This window comes from Stenotrophomonas sp. GD03777, from assembly GCF_029842485.1.
Lineage (GTDB): Bacteria > Pseudomonadota > Gammaproteobacteria > Xanthomonadales > Xanthomonadaceae > Stenotrophomonas > Stenotrophomonas sepilia.
In genome coordinates, this window is sequence record NZ_JAOCGL010000082.1 from 1 (window position 1) to 19,309 (window position 19,309).

The 19,309-nt window shown below is 66.6% G+C and carries 18 protein-coding genes and 1 pseudogene; 10 read left to right on the forward strand and 9 right to left on the reverse strand.

Going from position 1 to position 19,309, the window contains the following annotated elements; all coding sequences use genetic code 11:
• From N5E02_RS15605 to N5E02_RS15615, 3 genes and pseudogenes are all read left to right on the forward strand, one after another.
• Window positions 1–269: pseudogene (locus tag N5E02_RS15605) on the forward strand (DNA-3-methyladenine glycosylase 2 family protein); the annotation flags it as partial.
• Window positions 266–757, forward strand: a complete 492-nt coding sequence (locus tag N5E02_RS15610) for a methylated-DNA--[protein]-cysteine S-methyltransferase (protein ID WP_005415806.1) — start codon at window positions 266–268, stop codon at window positions 755–757. The pseudogene N5E02_RS15605 and the gene N5E02_RS15610, both read left to right, overlap by 4 nt.
• A 410-nt stretch (window positions 758–1,167) precedes the next feature.
• Window positions 1,168–2,418: an ectonucleotide pyrophosphatase/phosphodiesterase gene (locus N5E02_RS15615; RefSeq protein ID WP_065197076.1), complete on the forward strand. Its 1,251-nt coding sequence runs from the start codon at window positions 1,168–1,170 to the stop codon at window positions 2,416–2,418.
• Window positions 2,419–2,550: 132 nt separating this feature from the next.
• Here the strand turns inward: N5E02_RS15615 and N5E02_RS15620 are convergent, their stop codons facing one another.
• Together N5E02_RS15620 and N5E02_RS15625 are read right to left on the reverse strand one after the other, a co-directional pair.
• Window positions 2,551–2,730, reverse strand: a complete 180-nt coding sequence (locus N5E02_RS15620; protein WP_004150462.1) for a 30S ribosomal protein THX — start codon at window positions 2,728–2,730, stop codon at window positions 2,551–2,553.
• 110 nt (window positions 2,731–2,840) lie between these two features.
• Window positions 2,841–3,254, reverse strand: a complete 414-nt coding sequence (locus N5E02_RS15625; RefSeq protein ID WP_005415804.1) for a MerC domain-containing protein — start codon at window positions 3,252–3,254, stop codon at window positions 2,841–2,843.
• Window positions 3,255–3,389: 135 nt separating this feature from the next.
• Between N5E02_RS15625 and N5E02_RS15630 the strand changes: the two genes are divergently transcribed.
• The 5 genes from N5E02_RS15630 to N5E02_RS15650 all read left to right on the forward strand — a co-directional run bounded on the left by N5E02_RS15630 (window position 3,390) and on the right by N5E02_RS15650 (window position 9,830).
• A complete protein-coding gene (locus tag N5E02_RS15630; RefSeq protein WP_111176297.1) occupies window positions 3,390–5,597 on the forward strand; it encodes a TonB-dependent receptor in 2,208 nt (735 codons plus the stop codon).
• Between the two features lie 169 nt (window positions 5,598–5,766).
• Window positions 5,767–6,204, forward strand: a complete 438-nt coding sequence (locus tag N5E02_RS15635) for a hypothetical protein (RefSeq protein WP_139726917.1) — start codon at window positions 5,767–5,769, stop codon at window positions 6,202–6,204.
• A gap of 221 nt (window positions 6,205–6,425) precedes the next feature.
• The gene (locus tag N5E02_RS15640) at window positions 6,426–6,992 is read left to right on the forward strand and encodes a TetR/AcrR family transcriptional regulator (protein ID WP_005415802.1); all 567 of its coding nucleotides are present in this window, start codon (window positions 6,426–6,428) and stop codon (window positions 6,990–6,992) included.
• The gene (locus N5E02_RS15645) at window positions 6,992–8,665 is read left to right on the forward strand and encodes an MFS transporter (RefSeq protein WP_065177464.1); all 1,674 of its coding nucleotides are present in this window, start codon (window positions 6,992–6,994) and stop codon (window positions 8,663–8,665) included. Before N5E02_RS15640 ends, N5E02_RS15645 begins: the two co-directional genes overlap by 1 nt.
• 10 nt (window positions 8,666–8,675) lie before the next feature.
• Window positions 8,676–9,830: an HlyD family secretion protein gene (locus N5E02_RS15650; protein ID WP_065177465.1), complete on the forward strand. Its 1,155-nt coding sequence runs from the start codon at window positions 8,676–8,678 to the stop codon at window positions 9,828–9,830.
• A gap of 94 nt (window positions 9,831–9,924) precedes the next feature.
• Here the strand turns inward: N5E02_RS15650 and N5E02_RS15655 are convergent, their stop codons facing one another.
• The 7 genes from N5E02_RS15655 to creB all read right to left on the reverse strand — a co-directional run bounded on the left by N5E02_RS15655 (window position 9,925) and on the right by creB (window position 17,793).
• On the reverse strand, window positions 9,925–10,416 hold the full coding sequence (locus N5E02_RS15655; protein ID WP_005415799.1) for a Fur family transcriptional regulator: 492 nt from the start codon (window positions 10,414–10,416) through the stop codon (window positions 9,925–9,927).
• Window positions 10,417–10,450: 34 nt separating this feature from the next.
• Entirely contained in the window at window positions 10,451–11,854 is a 1,404-nt protein-coding gene (gene gltX / locus N5E02_RS15660) for a glutamate--tRNA ligase (protein WP_005415798.1), read from the reverse strand.
• Window positions 11,855–12,008: 154 nt separating this feature from the next.
• Window positions 12,009–13,601 carry a M20/M25/M40 family metallo-hydrolase gene (locus tag N5E02_RS15665; RefSeq protein ID WP_065177467.1) on the reverse strand — a complete coding sequence of 531 codons (1,593 nt, stop codon included), beginning with the start codon at window positions 13,599–13,601 and terminating at the stop codon, window positions 12,009–12,011.
• A gap of 180 nt (window positions 13,602–13,781) precedes the next feature.
• A complete protein-coding gene (locus tag N5E02_RS15670) occupies window positions 13,782–14,192 on the reverse strand; it encodes a hypothetical protein (RefSeq protein WP_005415796.1) in 411 nt (136 codons plus the stop codon).
• A 10-nt stretch (window positions 14,193–14,202) separates the two neighbouring features.
• Window positions 14,203–15,522 carry a cell envelope integrity protein CreD gene (gene creD, locus N5E02_RS15675; RefSeq protein WP_065177468.1) on the reverse strand — a complete coding sequence of 440 codons (1,320 nt, stop codon included), beginning with the start codon at window positions 15,520–15,522 and terminating at the stop codon, window positions 14,203–14,205.
• Between the two features lie 81 nt (window positions 15,523–15,603).
• Complete coding sequence (creC, locus tag N5E02_RS15680) at window positions 15,604–17,064, reverse strand: two-component system sensor histidine kinase CreC (protein WP_005415794.1); 1,461 nt, start codon at window positions 17,062–17,064, stop codon at window positions 15,604–15,606.
• Between the two features lie 3 nt (window positions 17,065–17,067).
• On the reverse strand, window positions 17,068–17,793 hold the full coding sequence (creB, locus tag N5E02_RS15685; RefSeq protein ID WP_080375099.1) for a two-component system response regulator CreB: 726 nt from the start codon (window positions 17,791–17,793) through the stop codon (window positions 17,068–17,070).
• A gap of 35 nt (window positions 17,794–17,828) precedes the next feature.
• Between creB and rlmJ the strand changes: the two genes are divergently transcribed.
• Together rlmJ and N5E02_RS15695 are read left to right on the forward strand one after the other, a co-directional pair.
• Window positions 17,829–18,686, forward strand: coding sequence for a 23S rRNA (adenine(2030)-N(6))-methyltransferase RlmJ (gene rlmJ / locus N5E02_RS15690; RefSeq protein WP_053499314.1), 858 nt, complete (start codon window positions 17,829–17,831; stop codon window positions 18,684–18,686).
• 95 nt (window positions 18,687–18,781) lie between these two features.
• On the forward strand, window positions 18,782–19,309 hold a 528-nt coding region (locus N5E02_RS15695), incomplete at its 3' end, for a GNAT family N-acetyltransferase (RefSeq protein ID WP_279946475.1).

Here is a 19,309-nt window from a genome sequence, read left to right on the forward strand (position 1 = left end):
AGGCCTTGGAGGAATTCGTTGCGCGCTGCGTTGCACTGCCCGGCATCGGCCCCTGGACCGCGCAGTACATCGCCCTGCGTGGCCTCGGCCAGCCCGATGCCTTCCCGGCCGGCGATCTTGTACTGCAGCAGGTGCTCGGCCACGCGCAGGGCCAGCGCCTGAACGAACGCGCGACCGAAGCGCGCTCGCAACCCTGGCGCCCGTGGCGCGCCTACGCGGTGCTGCACCTGTGGCACCTGTCCGGCACGTTCGTTGGAGAACCGACATGACCCTGTTGTTCGATCGTTTCGACAGCCCGATCGGCGTATTGACCATCGCCGGTGACGAGCGTGGTCTTGCGCACGTGCTGTTTCCGGAGAACCGTCACCCCGCACGCGGGCGCGACGGCTGGCATTACGCACCGGATGCACTGCCGGAGGCACGCGAACAGCTGCTGCAGTTCCTGCACGGTGAACGCAGCCGGTTCGACCTGCAGCTGGCACCACGCGGCACGCCGTTCCAGCTGCGCGTGTGGCAGGCGCTGGCGTTGATTCCGTTCGGCCAGACCTGGAGCTATCTGCAGTTGGCGCAGCACCTGGGCCAACCCAGCGCGACCCGCGCGGTGGGCGCGGCCAATGGCCGCAATCCATTGCCGATCATCCTGCCCTGCCACCGCGTGATCGGCAGCAACGGTGCACTGACCGGCTTCGGTGGCGGCCTGGAAACCAAGGCCGCGCTGCTGCGGCTGGAACAGCGCCAGGCCCCGCTGTTCGCCTGAGAGGGCCGGCCGGGCTGCGCCCGGCACCCGCAGAGGCAACGGCAAGGTCAAGAGCCAATACAGCTCCGATTTTCTACGCGTTGGGTGGGGCGGTATGGGTGGGCAGGACACGCCGTAAACCCATCCATGGGGGCTCGATGGCGCCATCCATGGCGCCAACGGTCCTGCCCACCCACACCGCCCCACCTTCGAAAGATTCCCGCGGCGGCTGGCAGGTGTCGACCTTGGTCGACACGATAGATCCACGCCATGCGTGGATGGAGGTATCTGGAATCTGTCTGGAGAAAAGCCCCCTTCTTGTTGAAGGACGCGCGCCGACAGGCGCGGGGATAAGGAAAAAATGCGCGGACACCGCGCGCGATAGCGCGCCGTGTCTTGGGCGCGTCATTGCGCCGGCTTATCATGCGCGGATGACTTCCGTACGCCTGACCTGTGCGCTGGCGCTGCTGCTGCCCCTGGCTGCCTGCACCACCGCGCCCCCCCCCTCCGCCTCCGTTCCCACTTCCATCGCTGCGGCGGCACCGCCGAAGCTGCTGCTGATCTCCATCGACGGCCTGCGCGCCGATGCGCTGGACCGCAGCCTGACCCCGAACCTGCAACGCCTGATCGATGGCGGCGTGCGCGCACGCTGGATGACCCCGTCCTATCCGTCGCTGACCTTCCCGAATCACTACACCCTCGTTACCGGCCTGCGCCCGGACCACCACGGCATCGTCAACAACAGCATGGACGATGAAGCACTGGGCCGGTTCGAGCTGAGCAATCGCGAAGCGGTTACCACCAGTGGCTGGTGGGGCGGAGAACCGATCTGGGTCGGCGCCGAGAATGCTGGCGTGCGTTCGGCCACCACGTCATGGCCGGGCAGTGAATCGGAGATCCGTGGCGTACGCCCCAGCCAGTGGCGCATCTACGACGGCAAGGAGCCGCTGGAACAGCGCGCCGGCATCGTGCTCGATTGGCTGTCACAGACCGACGCCGATGCCCCCCGCCTGACCACGCTGTACATGGAACACGTGGACAAGGCAGGTCACAACTACGGCCCCGAGTCGAAGCAGTACGCCGACGCCATCGTGCGCGCCGACCAGATCGTCGGCCAGGTGCTCGACGGACTCCAGCAACGTGGGCTGGCCGCAACAACCAATGTGATCGTGGTCTCCGACCATGGCATGGCCAGTGTCCCCGCTGGCCAGGTGATCGCCACCGAATCGATGGTCGACCCGGCGATTGCGCGCAATGTCAGCCAGGGCCAGTCGGTCGGCTTCGCACCGGTGGTCGGCCATGAAGCCGCCGCCGAACGCGCTCTGCTCGGCCGCCACGCGCACTACGAATGCTGGAAGAAAGAAAAACTGCCGGCGCGCCTGCACTACGGCACCCATCCGCGCATTCCCGCCATTGTCTGCATGATGGATGAAGGCTGGGATGCCCTGCATCAGGAAAAGATCGCCAAGCGCGAACAGCAGGACCGCGGCTCGCACGGCTACGACAACGCGCTGCCGTCCATGCGCGCGGTGTTCGTGGCCAGTGGCCCGTCGTTCCGCCAGGGCCTGGTGATCGATGGCTTCGACAATGTCGATGTCTATCCACTGCTGGCACACCTTCTGCAGGTACCAGCCGCGCCGAACGACGGCAACCCGGAAACGCTGAAGAAGACCCTGCGCTGATCCGGTTGTAGAGCCGAGCCCACGCTCGGCTGCATTGCGCCAGCCGGGCATGGGCTCGGCTCTGCAAAATCATGCATAAAAAAACGCGGCGCCAGGCGCCGCGTTTTTCCTTGGACCAGTCGCGCGGCCGGATCAGGCCTTGGCGACGGCCTTCTTCGCCACGGCCTTCTTCGCCGGAGCCTTGGCCACGGTCTTCTTGGCAACCGGGGCGGCGGCGCCTACGGCGACCTTGCTCGCGGTATGCGAACGGGCGTTGCCGTAGCTGGCGTTGTAGCGCTTGCCCTTGGCGGTCTTGCGGTCACCCTTACCCATGTCTTCAACTCCTCAAGTGTGAAATCTGGTTACCCCGTACTGACACGGGTTCGGCGGGGCCGCCTTGCTGGGCGCCCCCGCGCACGATCGAAAATCCTATCATGGAGCGCCTAGTGCGCGCAGCTGGCGTCGTGTACGTGGCCGTGGTTCAGGCGCAGGTTGACCAGATGGGCAACGCCCACCAGCAGGCCACCGATGGTCATCACCACCGCATGCGGCACGGCGTTGTGATGCAGCGGCTCGTACAGCACGCCAGCCCACAGCGCGACCAGGCCGGGGATCAGGAAGCCCAGCGCACGCAGCGCGCCATGGCGGCGGTAACCCCAGACCAGGCTGAACAGCCCAAGCAGGGTCACGAACAGCACCAGCGCCTGTTCAACGCCGTCGCTCAGCCAGAACGACAGGCCCAGCGAGGGCGCTGCCGCCAGCAGCACCGGGATGACTGCGCAATGCACCGCGCACAGCATCGAACCGGTGGCACCGAAACGGTCGAGCAGGTGGCGCAGGCGTGAGGACAAGGACATGACTTCCAGCAGGGTCGGCGAATCGTTATGGAATAATATAACATCCCTTCCCGACCCGCACGCTTTCCCTCCCCCTGTCCCATCGACGGGATTCGTGCGCCCCGCGATTGATACAGTGTAACAAAGGACCCATCCATGCCCGCCCACACCGCACGGCTCAAGCCGCATTCCCTGGCCCTGGCCCTCGCCGCCCTGCTGCCGTCCGTCGCCTTTGCAGCCGGTCAGGACACCGCCCATCGTGACCGCCACCTGACCGAGCTGTCCTCGGTGCAAGTCACCGCGTCGCCGCTGCAGGGCGATGCCGAATCCCTTGCGCGCCCGGTGGAGGTGCTGGCCGGTGAGCGCCTGGACGAACAGAAGGCCGGCACCCTCGGCGATACCGTGGCCAAGCTGCCCGGCGTGCAGAGCACCTTCTTCGGGCCCGGCGTCGGGCGCCCGATCATCCGCGGCCAGGAAGGCCCACGCGTTGCGGTGCTGTCCAACGGCATGGGCAACATGGATGCATCCACCGTCAGTGCGGACCATGCCACCAGCATCGAGCCGTTCCTGGCTGACCAGATCGAAGTGCTGAAGGGGCCGGCCACGCTGCTGTTCGGCAGCGGTGCCATCGGTGGTGCAGTCAATGTGGTCGACGGCCGCATCGCGCGCGAGCTGCCCGAGCGCCCGCTCAGCGGCCGCGCCGAGCTGCGTGGCAATTCGGTGAACAACGAGCGCAGCGGCATGTTCCGCCTCGATGGCGTCAGCGGCAATGTCGTGCTTCATGTGGACGGCCTGGTGCGCAATGGCGACGACTACCGCATTCCCGGCTATGCGGTGATCGACAGCCTGGAAGACCACCACGACGACCACGACCACGACCACGCGGGCGAGGAAGGCGAAGAGCCGCGTCGCGGCCGCCTCGACAACAGCTCCATCCGCACCCGCGCCGGCGGCGTCGGCGCCACCTGGCTGGGCGAAGGCGGCTACTTCGGCGTGTCGGCCAGCACCTACCGCACCAACTACGGCATTCCCAACGGCGCACACGTGCACGCCGACGGCGACGATCACGGCCATGACCACGGCCACGACCACGGCGATGAAGAGGAAGGCGGCGACGAGCATGACGTGCGCATCGACATGGTGCAGAACCGCTTCGAGACCAAGGCCGGCATCTACAACCCGGTCTCGTTCCTGAAGAACATCAACGCACGCGTGGCCTACACCGACTACGAGCACGTGGAGCTGGAGGCCGGCACGCCCTCCACCCGCTTCACCAACCGTGGCATCGAGGCGCGCCTGGAAGCGGTGCAGCAGCAGATCGGTGGGTGGGACGGCGCCTTCGGCCTGCAGTTCGGCAACAGTGATTTCGGCGCCAAGGGTGAAGAAGCGTTCGTACCGGATACCGGTACGAAGAACATCGGCCTGTTTGTACTGCAGGAAAAGCAGTTCGGCCCGTTCAAGCTGGAACTGGGCGGCCGCCACGACCAGGTCAAGCTGGACCCGACCGGTGACTACCGGCGCCGCACCTTCGGCGCCACCAACCTCTCGGCTGCCGGCATCTGGAAGCTCAACGACGCGGTCGACCTGCGCATCGGCGTGGACAGCTCCGAGCGTGCACCCACCAACGAAGAGCTGTACGCCGCCGGCGCGCACATTGCTACCCGTTCGCTGGAGATCGGCGACGGCAACCTGAAGACCGAGCGCGGCCAGCGCGTGGAGCTGGGCATCCACACCCACAGCGAGCGCCTGGACTTCTCCGCCTCGGTCTACCAGACCAAGTTCAAGGACTTCATCTACCTGGCCGACACCGGCGTTACCGAGGGCCTGCCAGTTCGTGCGTGGACCCAGCAGGACGCGGTATTCCGCGGTGCCGAGGCCGAGGCCCTGGTGCACCTGTTCGAGGGCGGCGCCGGTGACTGGGACCTGCGCCTGTTCGGTGACTACGTGAAAGCCAAGCTGGATGGCAGCGGCAGCCGCAACCTCGACATTGCCGTTCCGCATGGCGACCACAACCATAACTACAGCGTGGAACTTGCCAACACCGGCTACCTGCCGCGCATCGCCCCGGCCCGCGTCGGTGCCGACCTGCGCTGGTCGAAGGACGGCTGGCGCGCCTCGGTCGGTGCGGTGCGTTACAGCCGCCAGAAGGACGTGGCGCAGAACGAGGAGCCGAGCGATGGCTACACCCTGGTCGATGCGCACCTGGCCTATCGTTGGGACCGCAACGCCAGCAACAGCTACGAGGTGTTCCTGGATGGCAGCAACCTGACCAACCGCGAAGTGCGTCCGCATACCTCTCTGCTGCGCGACTACTCGCCGCTGCCGGGCCGTGGCGTCGCATTCGGTATCCGCGCGTTCTTCTGATCGGCTTACGCCGTCGGAACATTACCCGAGGGGGCCGAAAGGCCCCCTCTTTTTGTCGTATATGGCATGAACTGGTGAAAGCGGCGCACTACCAATGCGTCACCATCTACTACGCGGCTAGACTCAGCCCGGTATCAATCCAATAGAAAAACTGAGCGGAAACACTTGCATGACCATGAGTCTCGATGCCGAACTGAAAGAACGCATCCTTGCAATCGCCAAATGCGGGAGAACCGCTTGGCTGGCCGGTGACATCGCGGAGGCAGAGCATCGCTTCCTTGAAAGCTGGGACATGATTCCAGAGCCCAAGTCATCCTATGACCACGCCCAGAGTTCATCGTATGGAATAGCAGTTTTCTATCGCGATACCGCCCAGTTTGAGAAGGCCAGAGCGTGGGCGATGGTCGCCAGAGACATTTATGGACAAGGAGAAGCCTCAAGCGAGTACATGGACGAGCTCCTTGCAACGATTGAGTTCGAATCGGGAAACCTTGATGCAGCCTACGCGCTGTTCGAACCGCAGCACCGCAAGTACGGCAGACGTGCCTTTGAGGGCCATGAGAAGGGGTTCATTGATTTCATCAAGAGCAGGAAGAAGGCCAGATGAGCGGATCAGCCACCGGCTAGCCGCATCCGTTCCGGCCCCAAGCCTTTTCATCCACGCATGGCGTGGATCTACAGCAACTCCAGCGGTGGGCCTTCGGGCCCCGTTTTCGTTCAGATTCTCACCATCACGTATCCGTCACAAAGATGTGCGTACCACAACAAGCGGACAATCCCGTCACCCAATGTCTCGCCAATCGGACACTATTGTCCGAAAATAATTCCATGACTGCTCAACGTGCCGATGCTGCTGCCCGCCGTGCCCTCATCCTCGACGCCGCCGATCATGTGTTCGGCCAACACGGTGTCACTGCCCCACTGGACCTGGTGGTCGAACGCGCCCAGGTGGGCCGCGCCACCCTGTACCGCAACTTCCCCGACCGCACCGCGCTGATCCAGGCGCTGCTGCAGCGTACGGTCGACCGCATCCGGCGCCAGGTCGAACAGCTCGGCGACCGCGACGACGCCCTGTTCGAGGTGTTCGAGGGCATGGCCCAGCGCATCATCGATTCGCCGGCGCTGGCCGATTACTGGCGCGCGGTCGATTCGGACGTGCCGGCCATGCGCGCGGCGCGCGAGACCGTGCGCGACCTGCTGGAGGAGCCGATCGCCCGCGCCAAGGCCGCCGGGCTGTGCCGTGCCGATCTGGAGAAGACGGATATTTCACTGATCTCGGGCATGCTGGGCGCAGCCCTGCGCGGCAAGACCCGCGACGAGCGCGCCCACCTCGCCGGGCGCGCCCTGCAGCTGCTGCGCGGGGGTCTCCAGGGAGCAACCAGCGAGGCCCGCTGATGGTCCAGCCGTATCTGAAGCCGGTTCCGGATTGGGAGGAGCACGAGAAGCCGACCATGCCCGGCTCGGCGTCGATGCCCTGGCACCCACCGTACCGGCGTGTGGCTTATGCGCTGGTATCGCTGCTGGTGGCGATCACCGGCGGGCTGGGCAATGCGCTGGTCACTGCCAACCTGCCGTTCCTGCAGGGCCAGCTGGCGCTGACCCCGACCCAGGGCAGCTGGCTGGTGGCGGCCTATGCAATGGTCAATGTCACCGCCAACCTGCTGGCCTTCAAATTCCGCCAGCAGTACGGCATCCGCCTGTTCGCCGAAATCGGGCTGGGCCTGTACGCGGCGCTGGCGGTGCTGCACCTGTTCGTCGGCAGCTTCGAGACCACGATGCTGACCCGTGCCGCCAGCGGCTTCGCCGGCGCGGCCTGTTCGACCTTGGGCACGCTGTACATGCTGCAGGCCCTGCCCCGCCGCTTTACCGGCAACCTGCTGGTGGTCGGCGTCGGCCTTTCGCAGCTGGCGGTGCCGATCGCCTGGATCGTTTCACCAGGCTTGGTGGATACCGGCCAGTGGCACCAGCTGTATTCGTTCGAGGCCGGCCTTGCGTTGTGCGCATTCGCCGCCGTAGTGGTGTTGAAGCTGCCGCCCGGCATCCAGGTGAAGGCCTTCGAGCCGCTGGATTTCCTTACCTTCGCGTTGCTAGCGCCGGCGGTTGCGCTGCTGGTGATCGTACTGGCGCAGGGCTACACCCGTTGGTGGCTCAACACGCCGTGGCTGGGCTGGGCGCTGATCGCCTCGATCGTGCTGTCCACCACCGCCTTCATCATCGAACACTACCGGCGCAATCCGCTGCTGCAGACACGCTGGCTGGCCAGCCTGCCCGTACTGCATTTCATCGTCGGCGCGTTCCTGATCCGCTTCCTGACCACCGAGCAGTCCTACGGCGTGGTCAACCTGATGCGCACGCTCGGCATGGGCCCTGATCAGTTGCGGCCGCTGTTCGTGGTGATTCTTGCCGGCGTGATCACCGGTATCGCCGGCACTGCACTGACTTTCGGGCCCAAACGGCTGATCCCGCAGCTGCTGATGGCGATCCTGCTGCTGGGCGCTGCCGCCTTCTTCGACCAGCACCGCACCAGCCTGGATCGGCCGCACGACTTCTACGCCAGCCAGTTCCTGGCCTCGGTCGGTGCCGGCATGTTCATGGGCCCGCTGATCATGCTCGGCATTTCCGCTGCGTTGAAACAGGGTGTGGACCACATGATCACCTTCCTGGTGACGCTGTCGATCACGCAGACGCTGGGCGGCCTGGCAGGTTCGGCGGTGCTGGGGACCTTCCAGCTGCATCGCGAGCAGTTGTACTCCAGCGCGTTGACCAGCCAGCTCGATCCCGCCGATCCGGTGGTGGCGCAGCGCCTGCGCATCCAACAGCAGCTGTATGCCGCCCAGATCACCGACCCGGTGCTGCGCAGCGCGCAGGGCAGCGCGCAGCTGGCGCAGACCACTCGCCGCGAAGCCAACGTGCGCGGCTTCAATGATGTGTTCACGCTGAGCGGCTGGCTGGCGATCGGCTTCCTGTGCTGGTTGCTGCTGCTGTCGCTGCGCACCGCCGTGCTCAAGCAATGGCGCAAGCGCCACCCCGCCCTTTCCACTGCGGCCACGCCAGCCGCGCCCCGCTGAGTTCTCGACCATGCCCCCCGTCCCGCCCCGATCCGACGACGCCGACAACGTGACCCCACCGCCGCCGACCGACGCGGCGCCTGCGCCCACGCCCGTTGAACCGGCGGTCGCGCCGAAGTACCTCAAGCCCAGCGCGCGCAGCGTGGTAGTGATGGTGGTGGTCGCCCTGCTGGGCATCGCGCTGATCCTGCGCGCCTGGCACCTGTGGCCGTTCACCAGCAGCGTGATGGTGACCGACAACGCCTATGTGCGCGGCCAGATCACCGTGATGGCGCCACAGGTCAACGGCTATGTGACTGAAGTGCTGGTGAAGGATTTCCAGCACGTAAGGCAGGGCGAGCCGCTGCTGCGCATCGATGACCGCATCTATGCCCAACGCGTCGCCCAGGCGCAAGCGACGCTGGACAGTGCGCGCGCGGCGCTGGCCAACTCCGACCAGTCGCAGGCGCAGAACCGTGCGCAGATCGCCTCGGCGCGCGCCACGCTCTCGGCTGGCCAGGCCGAACTGCAGCGCGCGCGCAACGAGCTGAAGCGCTACGAGGAACTGGCCGCGCAGCAGTTGGTGTCGATCAATGACCGCGACAAGTTCCGCACCAGCCAAGCCTCGGCGCAGGCCAGCGTGCAGCAGTCGCAGGCGCAGATCCGAATCGCCGAGGAAACACTGGTGTCGACCCAGGTCGCGCGCAAGAGCCTGGAGGCCCAGGTGGAAAGCGCACAGGCGCAGCTGGAACTGGCCCGCATCGACCTGGCCAATACGGTGATCCACGCACCGCGCGACGGCCAGATCAGTGAAGCCAGCGTGCGCGTGGGCCAGTATGTCGCCGCCGGTTCGCAGCTGCTGTTCCTGGTACCTGACACACTGTGGGTGGTGGCCAACTACAAGGAAGGCCAGACCTGGGGAATGGCGATCGGCCAGCCGGCCACGTTCTCGGTGGACGCGTTCCAGGGCCAGGTGCTGCGCGGCCGCGTGCAGGAGATCGCGCCCGCCACCGGATCGGAGTTCAGCGTGTTGCGTCCGGACAATGCCAGCGGCAACTTCACCAAGGTGGTGCAGCGGCTGCCGGTGCGGATATCGATCGATGAAGGCCAGAAGCTGGCCGCGCAGCTGCGGCCCGGCATGTCGGTGATCGTGCGGGTGGATACCGCAGGCAAGCCGAAGGACTAGCCCTTGTCATGAAACGGGGTCAGATGCCTTTGCCAATGGCAAAGGGATCTGACCCCACTCAGGATGCCGGCCAGCGGCCGGCACTACCATTGCGTTACCCCGCGCAGCGCGCGCAGAGACCGTGCACTTCCAGGGTCTGTGCCTGCGGCTGGAAGCCCAGTTCCTTGGCCCGCTTCTCCAGCTGGCTGACGATCTCGCGGTCTTCCAGCTCCACTGCGCTGTGGCAGCTGTTGCAGATCAGGAACGGCACCGAATGCGCAGCGCTGCTTGGATGATGGCAGGCCACGAAGGCATTCACCGACTCCAGCTTGTGCACGAAGCCATTGGCCATCAGGAAGTCCAGCGCGCGGTACACGGTGGGCGGGGCATCAGCGCCCACGCCCTTGCCGTTGCGCACCCATTCCAGCAGCTCGTAGGCCTTGACCGGCTTGCCGGCCTCGGCGATCAGCTTCAGCACGTTGGCGCGGATCGGGGTCAGGCGCAGCCCGCGTTCGCGCGAGACACGCTCGACCACCGCCACGAAATCCGATGCGTCGTGGACGTGGTGGTGCGGGGCGGTACAGGCAGTGGCGGTCTTGGCGGGCATGCGTGTTCTCCGGTTCGGGCCTGGCAAGGATGCCTCAGGCCGTTGCTACCTTGGTGATGGCCACATCAATGCGTTTCAAGGCCTGCTCGCGGCCGGCCAGGTACACGGTATGGGAAATGTCAGGGCTGACCTGGGTGCCGGTGATGGCCACGCGCAGCGGCTGGGCGACCTTGCCCATGCCGATCTCCAGCGCTGCGGCCGCGTCATGCAGGGCGACGCCCACCGACTCGGCGGTCCATTCCGGCAGCGCGGCCAGCAGCTCGCGGGCCTTGCCCAGCGCCACCTCGGCACCGGCCTTGAAGTGCTTGGCCACCGCCGCTTCATCGTACTCGGTCAGCGGCTGGTACCAGACCACGGCCTTCTCGGCCATTTCCTTCAGGGTCTGCACGCGTTCACGCAGGGCGATCACCACATCCTCCGGAGCCGGGCCGGCGGCCACGTCCAGCCCCAGCTTCTGCAGCTGGTAGACCAGGTGCGGCACGATCGCGGCCACGTCCTCGGTCTTCAGGAAGTGCTGGTTGACCCAGCCCAGCTTGGCCATGTCCAGGCGCGAGGCCTTGGAATTGCAATCCTTCACGTCGAACAGGTCGATCAGTTCCTGGCGGCTGAACAGCTCCTGGTCACCATGCGACCAGCCCAGGCGGGCCAGGTAGCTCAGCAGCGCATCGGGCAGGTAGCCGGCGTCCTTGTACTGCATCACGTCAGCCGCACCGGTGCGCTTGGACAGCTTGGCGCCCTGCTCGTCCAGGATCATCGGCATGTGGCCGAACCTGGGCACCGGCGCGCCGATGCCTTCATACAGGTTGATCTGGCGCGGGGTGTTGTTGATGTGGTCGTCGCCGCGGATGACCTCGGTGATGCCCATGTCCCAGTCGTCCACCACCACCGCGAAGTTGTAGGTGGGGTAGCCGTCCGGGCGGAAGATGACCATGTCATCCAGCTCGCTGTTGGCGATCTCGATGCGGCCCTTGATCAGGTCATCGAACACCACCGTGCCTTCCAGCGGGTTCTTGAAGCGGATGACGCGGTTCGGGTCGTCCCGGTAGGGCAGGCCCAGATCGCGCGCAGCGCCGTTGTAGCGCGGCTTTTCCTGCCTGGCCATGGCGGCCTCGCGCATGGCATCCAGCTCCTCGCGGGTCTCGTAGGCGTAGTACGCCTTGCCCTCGGCGATCAGCTGCTCGGCCACTTCCTGGTAACGGGCGACGCGGTCGGTCTGGTAGATCGGGCCTTCGTCGTAGTCCAGGCCCAGCCACTCCATCGCCTCCAGGATGGCGTCGATTGCGCCCTGGGTGCTGCGTTCGCGGTCGGTGTCCTCGATGCGCAGCACGAACTCACCGCCGCGGTGACGGGCCTCCAGCCAGCAGTACAGCGCGGTGCGGGCACCACCGATGTGCAGGTAGCCAGTGGGACTGGGGGCGAAGCGGGTGCGGCAGGTCATGGACGGCTCGAGGAACGGGAATCCCCCGATTTTACCAGCCCACCGCCCCCGACGGAAAAAGGGGACGGAGGGGATTAAGTCGCGATTGCCCAGCCCTGGGGTGCTGCAACCGGGAAGCGGAGGGGAGATGCGACTTAATCCCCTCCGTCCCCTTTTACGGTTCTGCCTTTCGCGGGAAGGACGGCTCGCGCATTGCGGCGTTGTAGGCGAACGAAGCGACGATGGCCGCGGCCTGCTTCAGGTCTTCCGGTTCGGCGTGGTCCCAGGTGTCCAGGTGGCTGTGGTGGACGTTGGTGAAGTAGTCCAGCCGGTCCTGGATGAACTGGAAGCCCGGCAGGCCGATGCGATCGAAGCTGATGTGGTCGGTACTGCCGGTGTTGCGGGTGGCCACGGTGGTGGCGCCCACGTCATGGAACGGCGCCAGCCAGGCTTCGAAGATCGGCATCGCCGCCAGGTTTTCCTGCGCGTAGATGCCACGGAAGCGGCCCGAGCCGTTGTCCATGTTGAAGTAAACCTGGAACTTGCTGTAATCGCGGGTCTTCTGCAGTGCACCGGTCGGCTCGCGCAGCGACGCCGGCAGCGCCTTCTGCGCCGCGTCAGTGGGTTCGGGGAAGCGACCGAAATGCTTGGCGACGTAGGCCTGCGAGCCGATCAGGCCCTGCTCCTCGCCGCTCCACAGCGCCACGCGGATGGTGCGCTTGGGCTTGGCGCCGGTGGCCTTGAGGATGCGCATCGCCTCCATCATCACCGCCACGCCGGCCGCGTTGTCGGCCGCACCGGTGCCGCTGTGCCACGAATCCAGGTGCGCACCGATCATCACCACTTCATCGGGCTTGCTGCTGCCGCGGATCTCGGCCAGCGTGTTGTAGCCGGGCTGGTCGGCCTCGTCGGTGAAGCGCGCCGCTACATCCACGCGCAGGCGCACCGTCTGCTTGGCCTGAAGCGCGCGCACCAGCGGATTGAAGTGTTCGCTGATCATCGCCAGTTCCGGGATGCCCACCGGCTCACCGGCCTTGCGCGAACCGCCGCCGGCAACGCGGATGATGCCGTTGTCCCAGCTGCTGATGCTGATCGAGGCCAGCGCGCCCTCTTCGACGAAAAACGCATTGACCTTGGCCGCCAGCTGCTGGCGTTCCTGGTACTCCTTGACCCGCTTGGCGCGCTCGGCGGTAGCGTCCTTGTCCTTGGGCAGGGTGAACTCCTGCAGGCCCTCGAGCGAGGTCGCGTCGTGGCGGTGCGAATCGGGCTCGGTGCCCCGCTTGTATTCGCGTGCCTCGCCCAGCAGGAGGATCTTGCCGCGCAGCTTGCCGCGGTACTTCTCGATGTCTTCGGGCTTCTTGATGTCGACCTGCACCAGCTCGCCTTCGACCGGGCCCTTCGTACCGCGGGTCCAGGCTTTGGGCAGCGCATGCAGCGGCTGCACGCGGTCACCCAGCATTTCCACGCTCGCCGAGGTGAATTCCCAGCCACGGCCGAAATCATCGAAGGCTTCGTCGTGGACGTTGTCCAGCTTCCATTCGTTGAACTTGCCGCGGGTCCACGCATTGGCGCGGCCCATCGCCGGCGAATTGCTCAGGCGCGGGCCGATGCGCTCGGTGAGATAGCTGAAGGTGTCCATCACCTGCGAACGGTGGAATGCCTCCTGGCGGATGCGGCTGACCATGTCCAGGTCCACCGTTTCGCGCTGCTGCGCCGCTGCATTGCCACCCATCGCCAGCGCTACGGCCAGCACGCCCCACTTCAACACATCGCACCCCTGCCCTTCGGCTCGATCATCAACCCATCGAGTCTAGCCAGCCGGGGCGCGGCGATACCGTCCCATCGGTCATGGGCGGCGCGGAAGCGTGCGAACCGAGGTTCGCACCCACAGGAGAGTGGTTGGTTCGCACCCACAGCAGAGTCTTGGTTCGTACCCGCAAAAGCCGAATCACCCGCTCCATCCCAACCACAACTGCGCCCGCTCCGGCAGCAACAGCAACCAGTGCCGCCGGTCGACGCTGCTGCAGCCGTACACCGCCGCGTGTGCCGGCCAGTCATCCGGAAGGCCGCCGATGCCGATCTCGGCCAATGCCTCCGCGCCGGCCTTCCATGGCCGATAGCGCGGCACCCGCCCGGCCACCGCGCCGCGTCCCTGCCGCGCACCCTGCAGCCAACGCAATCCCTGCCCCTGCAATCCTTCGCAGGTCACCGCCGCCAGCTGGAAGCGGACCAGACCGGGGGCGATCCGCGCCCCCGGCAGGGCCGCCAGCACGCCATGTGCCTGCAGCAGCGCATCCACTTCCAGCAGGGCCGGAATGCCCTGCCGTGCCCGTTGCCGCAATCCCTGGCGCCAGCCCATGGCGTGCTCCTTACTTCAGGTCCGCGCCGAGCGCGTACCAGTCGACCCGGCGGGTCACCCACATCGCAAGCGCCAGGATCACGAACAGCAGCAGCGACCCCATCAGCAGTGCGTTGTTCTCCGACACCAGCAGGCCATACAGCGCGCCGTACAGCACGGTCAGCAGGGCCGCGAAGCCGAGGCCGCGCCTCCAATGGCCCAGCACGTTGGCCAGATACACCGCCTGCAGGCCGATACAGGCCACCGCCGAAACCAGGTAGGCCTTCCAGAACGCGATGTGCTCGGACAGGCTGATCAGCAGCAGGAAGAAGATCGCCAGCGCCAGGCCGACCATGAGGTACTGCAGCGGGTGGATGCGCAGCGACTTGATCAGCTCGAACAGGATGAATCCGACGAAGGTCAGCAGCACGAACAGCACCCCGTACTTGGACGCACGGTCGGCCTGGGTGTAGGTATCGACCGGATCGACCAGCGACACCGTCACCGCCTGCGAGTCGACCGAACCTTCATTGCGCAGCTGCCGCTGTGCGTCGGAGGCCAGCGATGACACCGCCCAGCGCGCGTCGAATCCCTGTGCATCAACGCGCCGCTCGTTGGGCAGGAACGCACCGCTGAACGACGGATGCGGCCAGCTCGAACGCAGCGCGATGTGGGTGTCATCGCCCACCGGCACCACCGACAGCATGCGGCTGCCATCCAGGCGCAGCTCCAGTTCAACGGTGCTGGCCGCCAGCGTGCCGCCCTGATCCGCAGCGAAACCGGCCACCGGCGCATGCAGGCCACGGCCAACTTCGCTGGCCACGCCGACGCCCGGCAGCAGGCGCAGCTGCTTGCCATCCACGCGCAGGTTCGGTGTACCGACCAGGCCGCGCACATCGGAAACGCCCACCGCCACATACGGCTGGCCATACGTGCGCCCTGCCTTCACGGGATAGTCGTCAGCGGCGAAGCTCGCCTTCATCTGGCCGTTCCAGCTGTACACCGGCACCTTGAACAGGCCGACTTCGCGCTGGCTCGGCAGCATCTCACCGCCCACCTCCAGCGACGCCGGCATCTGCAGCCAGTGCCCCTCGGTGACCTGCACCTCGGTCTTCTTGACGCCCAGCGGGTCAACCAGTTCAACCTGCTTGCGTTCCACCCACGGCACCACCCGCACCGGACCAACCAGCTGCTGCGTGCCGGCACGGCTGTCGGCCACCCGCGCAAAGGCCTCGTCGCGGTACTGGCTGCGCTCGGTGATCACCCCGCGGATCATCATCAGCGGCACCAGCAACAACAGGATCAGCCCGCCGACAATGGCGAACCGCAGCAGCATCTTCAGGGATTTCATGGTCCATCCTCGTTGGAGAGGGCTGCAGGATGGACCGCTGCGGTGAGCAGGGTTTGTGGCGAATTTGAAGCGAGTGTGAAGTCAGCGGCGCGGGCGCTGGCCCGCTGCACCCAACGGTAGCCACAGGCTGGCCACCGTGCCACCGCCATCGCGGGCGTCGAGGCTGGCGCGTCCGTCATGCAGGCGAGCCACTTCCTGCACGAACGGCAGGCCCAGGCCGGAACTGCGCCGGCCGCTGCCGGGGCGGGCCAGCGAATAGAAGCGTTCGAACACCCGTTCGCGCGCGTAGTCGGGAATGCCGGCACCGCGATCCGCTACCTGCAGGCGCACGCCCGGCCCGTCCACCTCGGCCTGCAGCGCGATGTCCGCACCGGGCGGTGAGAAGGCAATGGCGTTGTCGATCAGGTTGTGCAACGCCTGCCGCAGCAGATAGGCATCACCCTGCACGCGCATGTCGGGCACGCTGCCGATGCGAACCTGCACGCCGGCCGCCTGCGCACGCACCTGCGCCGCCGCCGCCGCATCGGCCAGCAAGGTTGGCAGCGCGATCGGATCGCGGGTCTGCAGCCAGCCGTGCTGTTCCACTTCGGCCAGCGCCAGCAGCTTGTCGATCGTCTCGGTCAGCCGCTCCTGCTGATCGACGATGCTGCGTGCGAAATGCACGCGGTCGGCCTCCGGCAGCGGCTCCTGCAGCAGCTCGGCGGCACCGCGGATCGCCGCCAACGGGCTTTTCATTTCATGCGTCAGCGACTGCACGTACTGCTCGACGTAGGCCTTGCCCTCCAGCTTGCGGCGCATTGTTTCCAGTGCCTGGCCCAGGTCGCCGATCTCGTCGCGGCGCCGCCGCGGCGGTGGCACCGGTTCGCCGGCGCTGACCGCCCGTGCATAGCGGCTGAGCTGGCCAAGGCCCGTCGTGAGCCACATCGTCACCAGCACGCCGACCAGCGCCGACAATCCGATCAGCCAGGCGCCGCGCTCGATGATGGCGCGCTGGCTGGCCGCAATGAACGGATCGATGCTGCGATTGGGCTGGGCCAGGCTGAGCACGCCGATCAGGGTGCGGCCATCGGCCGGGTCGTACACCGGCGCCGCCACATGCATCACCGTATCGCCTTCTTCGCCTGGCACTTCCGGGCTGGAGCGGGCGCCGTACTCGCCACGCAGGGTGCGGTAGACATCGTTCCAGCGCGAATTGTCACGCCCCAGGTCGCGGCCCAGCGAGTCGTAGATGACGATGCCCTTGGCATCGGTGATGGTCACCCGGTAGTCCAGTGAGCGCTTGGGAAAGCGCCAGACCATCGCTTTCAGGTCACGCTGCCGCGCCTTGGCGAGGTTGCGGGTGAAGCTGCCGCTGCGGATGGTGCCGTCCTTGACATCGGCCGCCGCCATCTCGGCCAGCACGTTGGCGGCATCGACCAGGGTCGATTCCATCGCCTGGCGCACACCCGGCTTCACTTCGTTGACGAACACGCGCATCACGAAGAACGCGGCGATGCCGGTGATCAGGAAGAAGCCGAGGAACAGCTTCAGGACCAGGCGCATCGGCTAGACCTCCAGCGCGTAGCCGAGGCCACGGTGGGTGCGGATCGGGTCGTCGCTGGCACCGGCTGCGCGCAGCTTGGCGCGCAACGTCTTTACATGGGTGTCGACGGTACGGTCGGCACTATCGGCGCTGCTGTCCCAGCCGCGATCCATCAACTGGGCACGACTGAGGATGGCACCCGGCCGCTGCAGCAACGCTTCCAGCAACGCGTACTCGTAGCGGGTCAGGTCCAGCGCGTGGCCGCGGAAGCGGATGCGCCGGCCTTCACGGTCGATGGCGAAGGCACCATGTTCCTGCCAGCCCGTATCGGCGCCGGGGGCTGCCGCGACCGGTGCGGCGCGACGCAGGCGCGCACGCACCCGCGCCACCAGCTCACGCGGCGAGAACGGCTTGGTCATGTAATCGTCGGCGCCCAGTTCCAGGCCGAGCACGCGGTCCACTTCATCGTTGCGGGCGGTCAGGAAGATCACCGGCAGCTGCGCCGCCGGCCCGGGCTGCGCGCGCAGCCGGCGGCACACCTCGAAGCCGCCCAGGTCAGGCAGGCCCACGTCCAGCACCACCACGTCGATATCCCCGGCCTGCAGCCGTTGCAGCGCCTCGCCACCGAGCAGGCAGTGGCTGGCGGCATAGCCCTCGCTGCGCAGCGCATAGAGCACGGTTTCGGCGATGGCGGCTTCGTCCTCGACCACCAGGACATGGGCAACAGGAGCTGTCATGGCGCGCAGCATAGCCGCTGCGGCCGCCGCCCCGTACACTGCGGCCCATGAACTATCGCCACGCCTTCCATGCCGGCAACCACGCCGACGTGCTCAAACACATCGTGCAGCTGGCCCTGATCGACAGCTTCAAGCGCAAGGACAGCCCGTTCTTCGTGCTCGACACCCACGGCGGTGCTGGCCGCTACCTGCTGGCCAGCGAAGAGAGCCGCAAGACCCTGGAGGCCGAATCCGGGATCATGCGGCTGATGGCCCAGCCCAGGCTGCCGGAGGTAGTCGAGCGCTACCTGAAGGCGGTGCAGGCCGACAATCCGGTGGGCGCACTGACCAATTATCCGGGCTCGCCGCTGCTGAGCGCGCAGGCCATGCGCCCCCAGGACCGCATGGCGGTCTGTGAGCTGCAGGAAGCCGAAACGGCCACGCTGAAGGCCCTGTTCGCCCATGACAGCCGCGTCGACGTTCGGGCGGGCGATGGCTATGCCCTGCTGCGTTCGCTGCTGCCGCCGAAGTTCAACGGCAGCAAGATCGGCCGCGGCCTGGTGCTGATCGACCCGCCCTACGAAGCCCAGGATGCCGAGTACCAGGCGGTGCTGGCCGCCCTGGCCGAAACCCTGGCACGCTGGCCGCAGGCCACCTGTGCGGTCTGGTTCCCGATCAAGCAGCGCCGCACCATCCTGCACTTCCTGCGCAAGGCCACCGCCCTGCCGGTGAAATCGGCGATGACGATCGAGTTCCTGGTGCGCCCGGACGACTCGCCGCTGCGCCTCAACGGCAGCGGCATGCTGCTGCTCAACCCGCCGTGGCAGTTCGACCGCGTGGTCGGTCCGGCCCTGCCGGCGCTGCGCCAGCACCTGGGCGAACCCGGGGCCAGCACCCGCCTGGACTGGCTCAAAGCCCCCGAATAACGGCCTTCACGAGGCTGTACCGCCGTGAGCCTTTCGTTCACGGAACGCAGCCCCGGTGATGCCACAATCGATGGACCACCAAGGAATCACCCGGTATGGCCACTCGCAACCGCATGCCGCCCTGGCATGAGATCTTCAAGGCTCCCAGCGGCCACGAGCTGCTGATCCGCCCCATCCGCCCGGAAGATGGCGCACCGCTGCAAGCGGCATTCAGCCTGTTCGGGCCGGAAGAAATCCGTGATCGTTTCCTGCAGGCGGTGACCGAGCTGTCGCCGGAAACCACCCAGCGTCTGACCCACCCCAACCCCAAGACCGAGATCACCCTGGTCGCAGCCGAGTCCCTGCCCGCGGGCGAAGCGGTGGTCGGCGCGGTCGCCCGGGCCTCGATCATCCCCGGCACCCGTGAAGCCGAGTACGCGATCCTGATCAGCCGCTTCCTGATCGGCCAAGGCCTGGGACGGCAGCTGATGCGCAAGCTGGTGAAGTGGGGCCGTGGCAAGTACCTGGACCGCCTGTACGGCGACGTTGCCGCCGAGAACGAACCGATGAAGCAGCTGGCCGCGTCGCTGGGCTTCAAGCCGGTGCCGCACCCGACCGGAGCCGAAGGCCTGGTCCGGATGGTG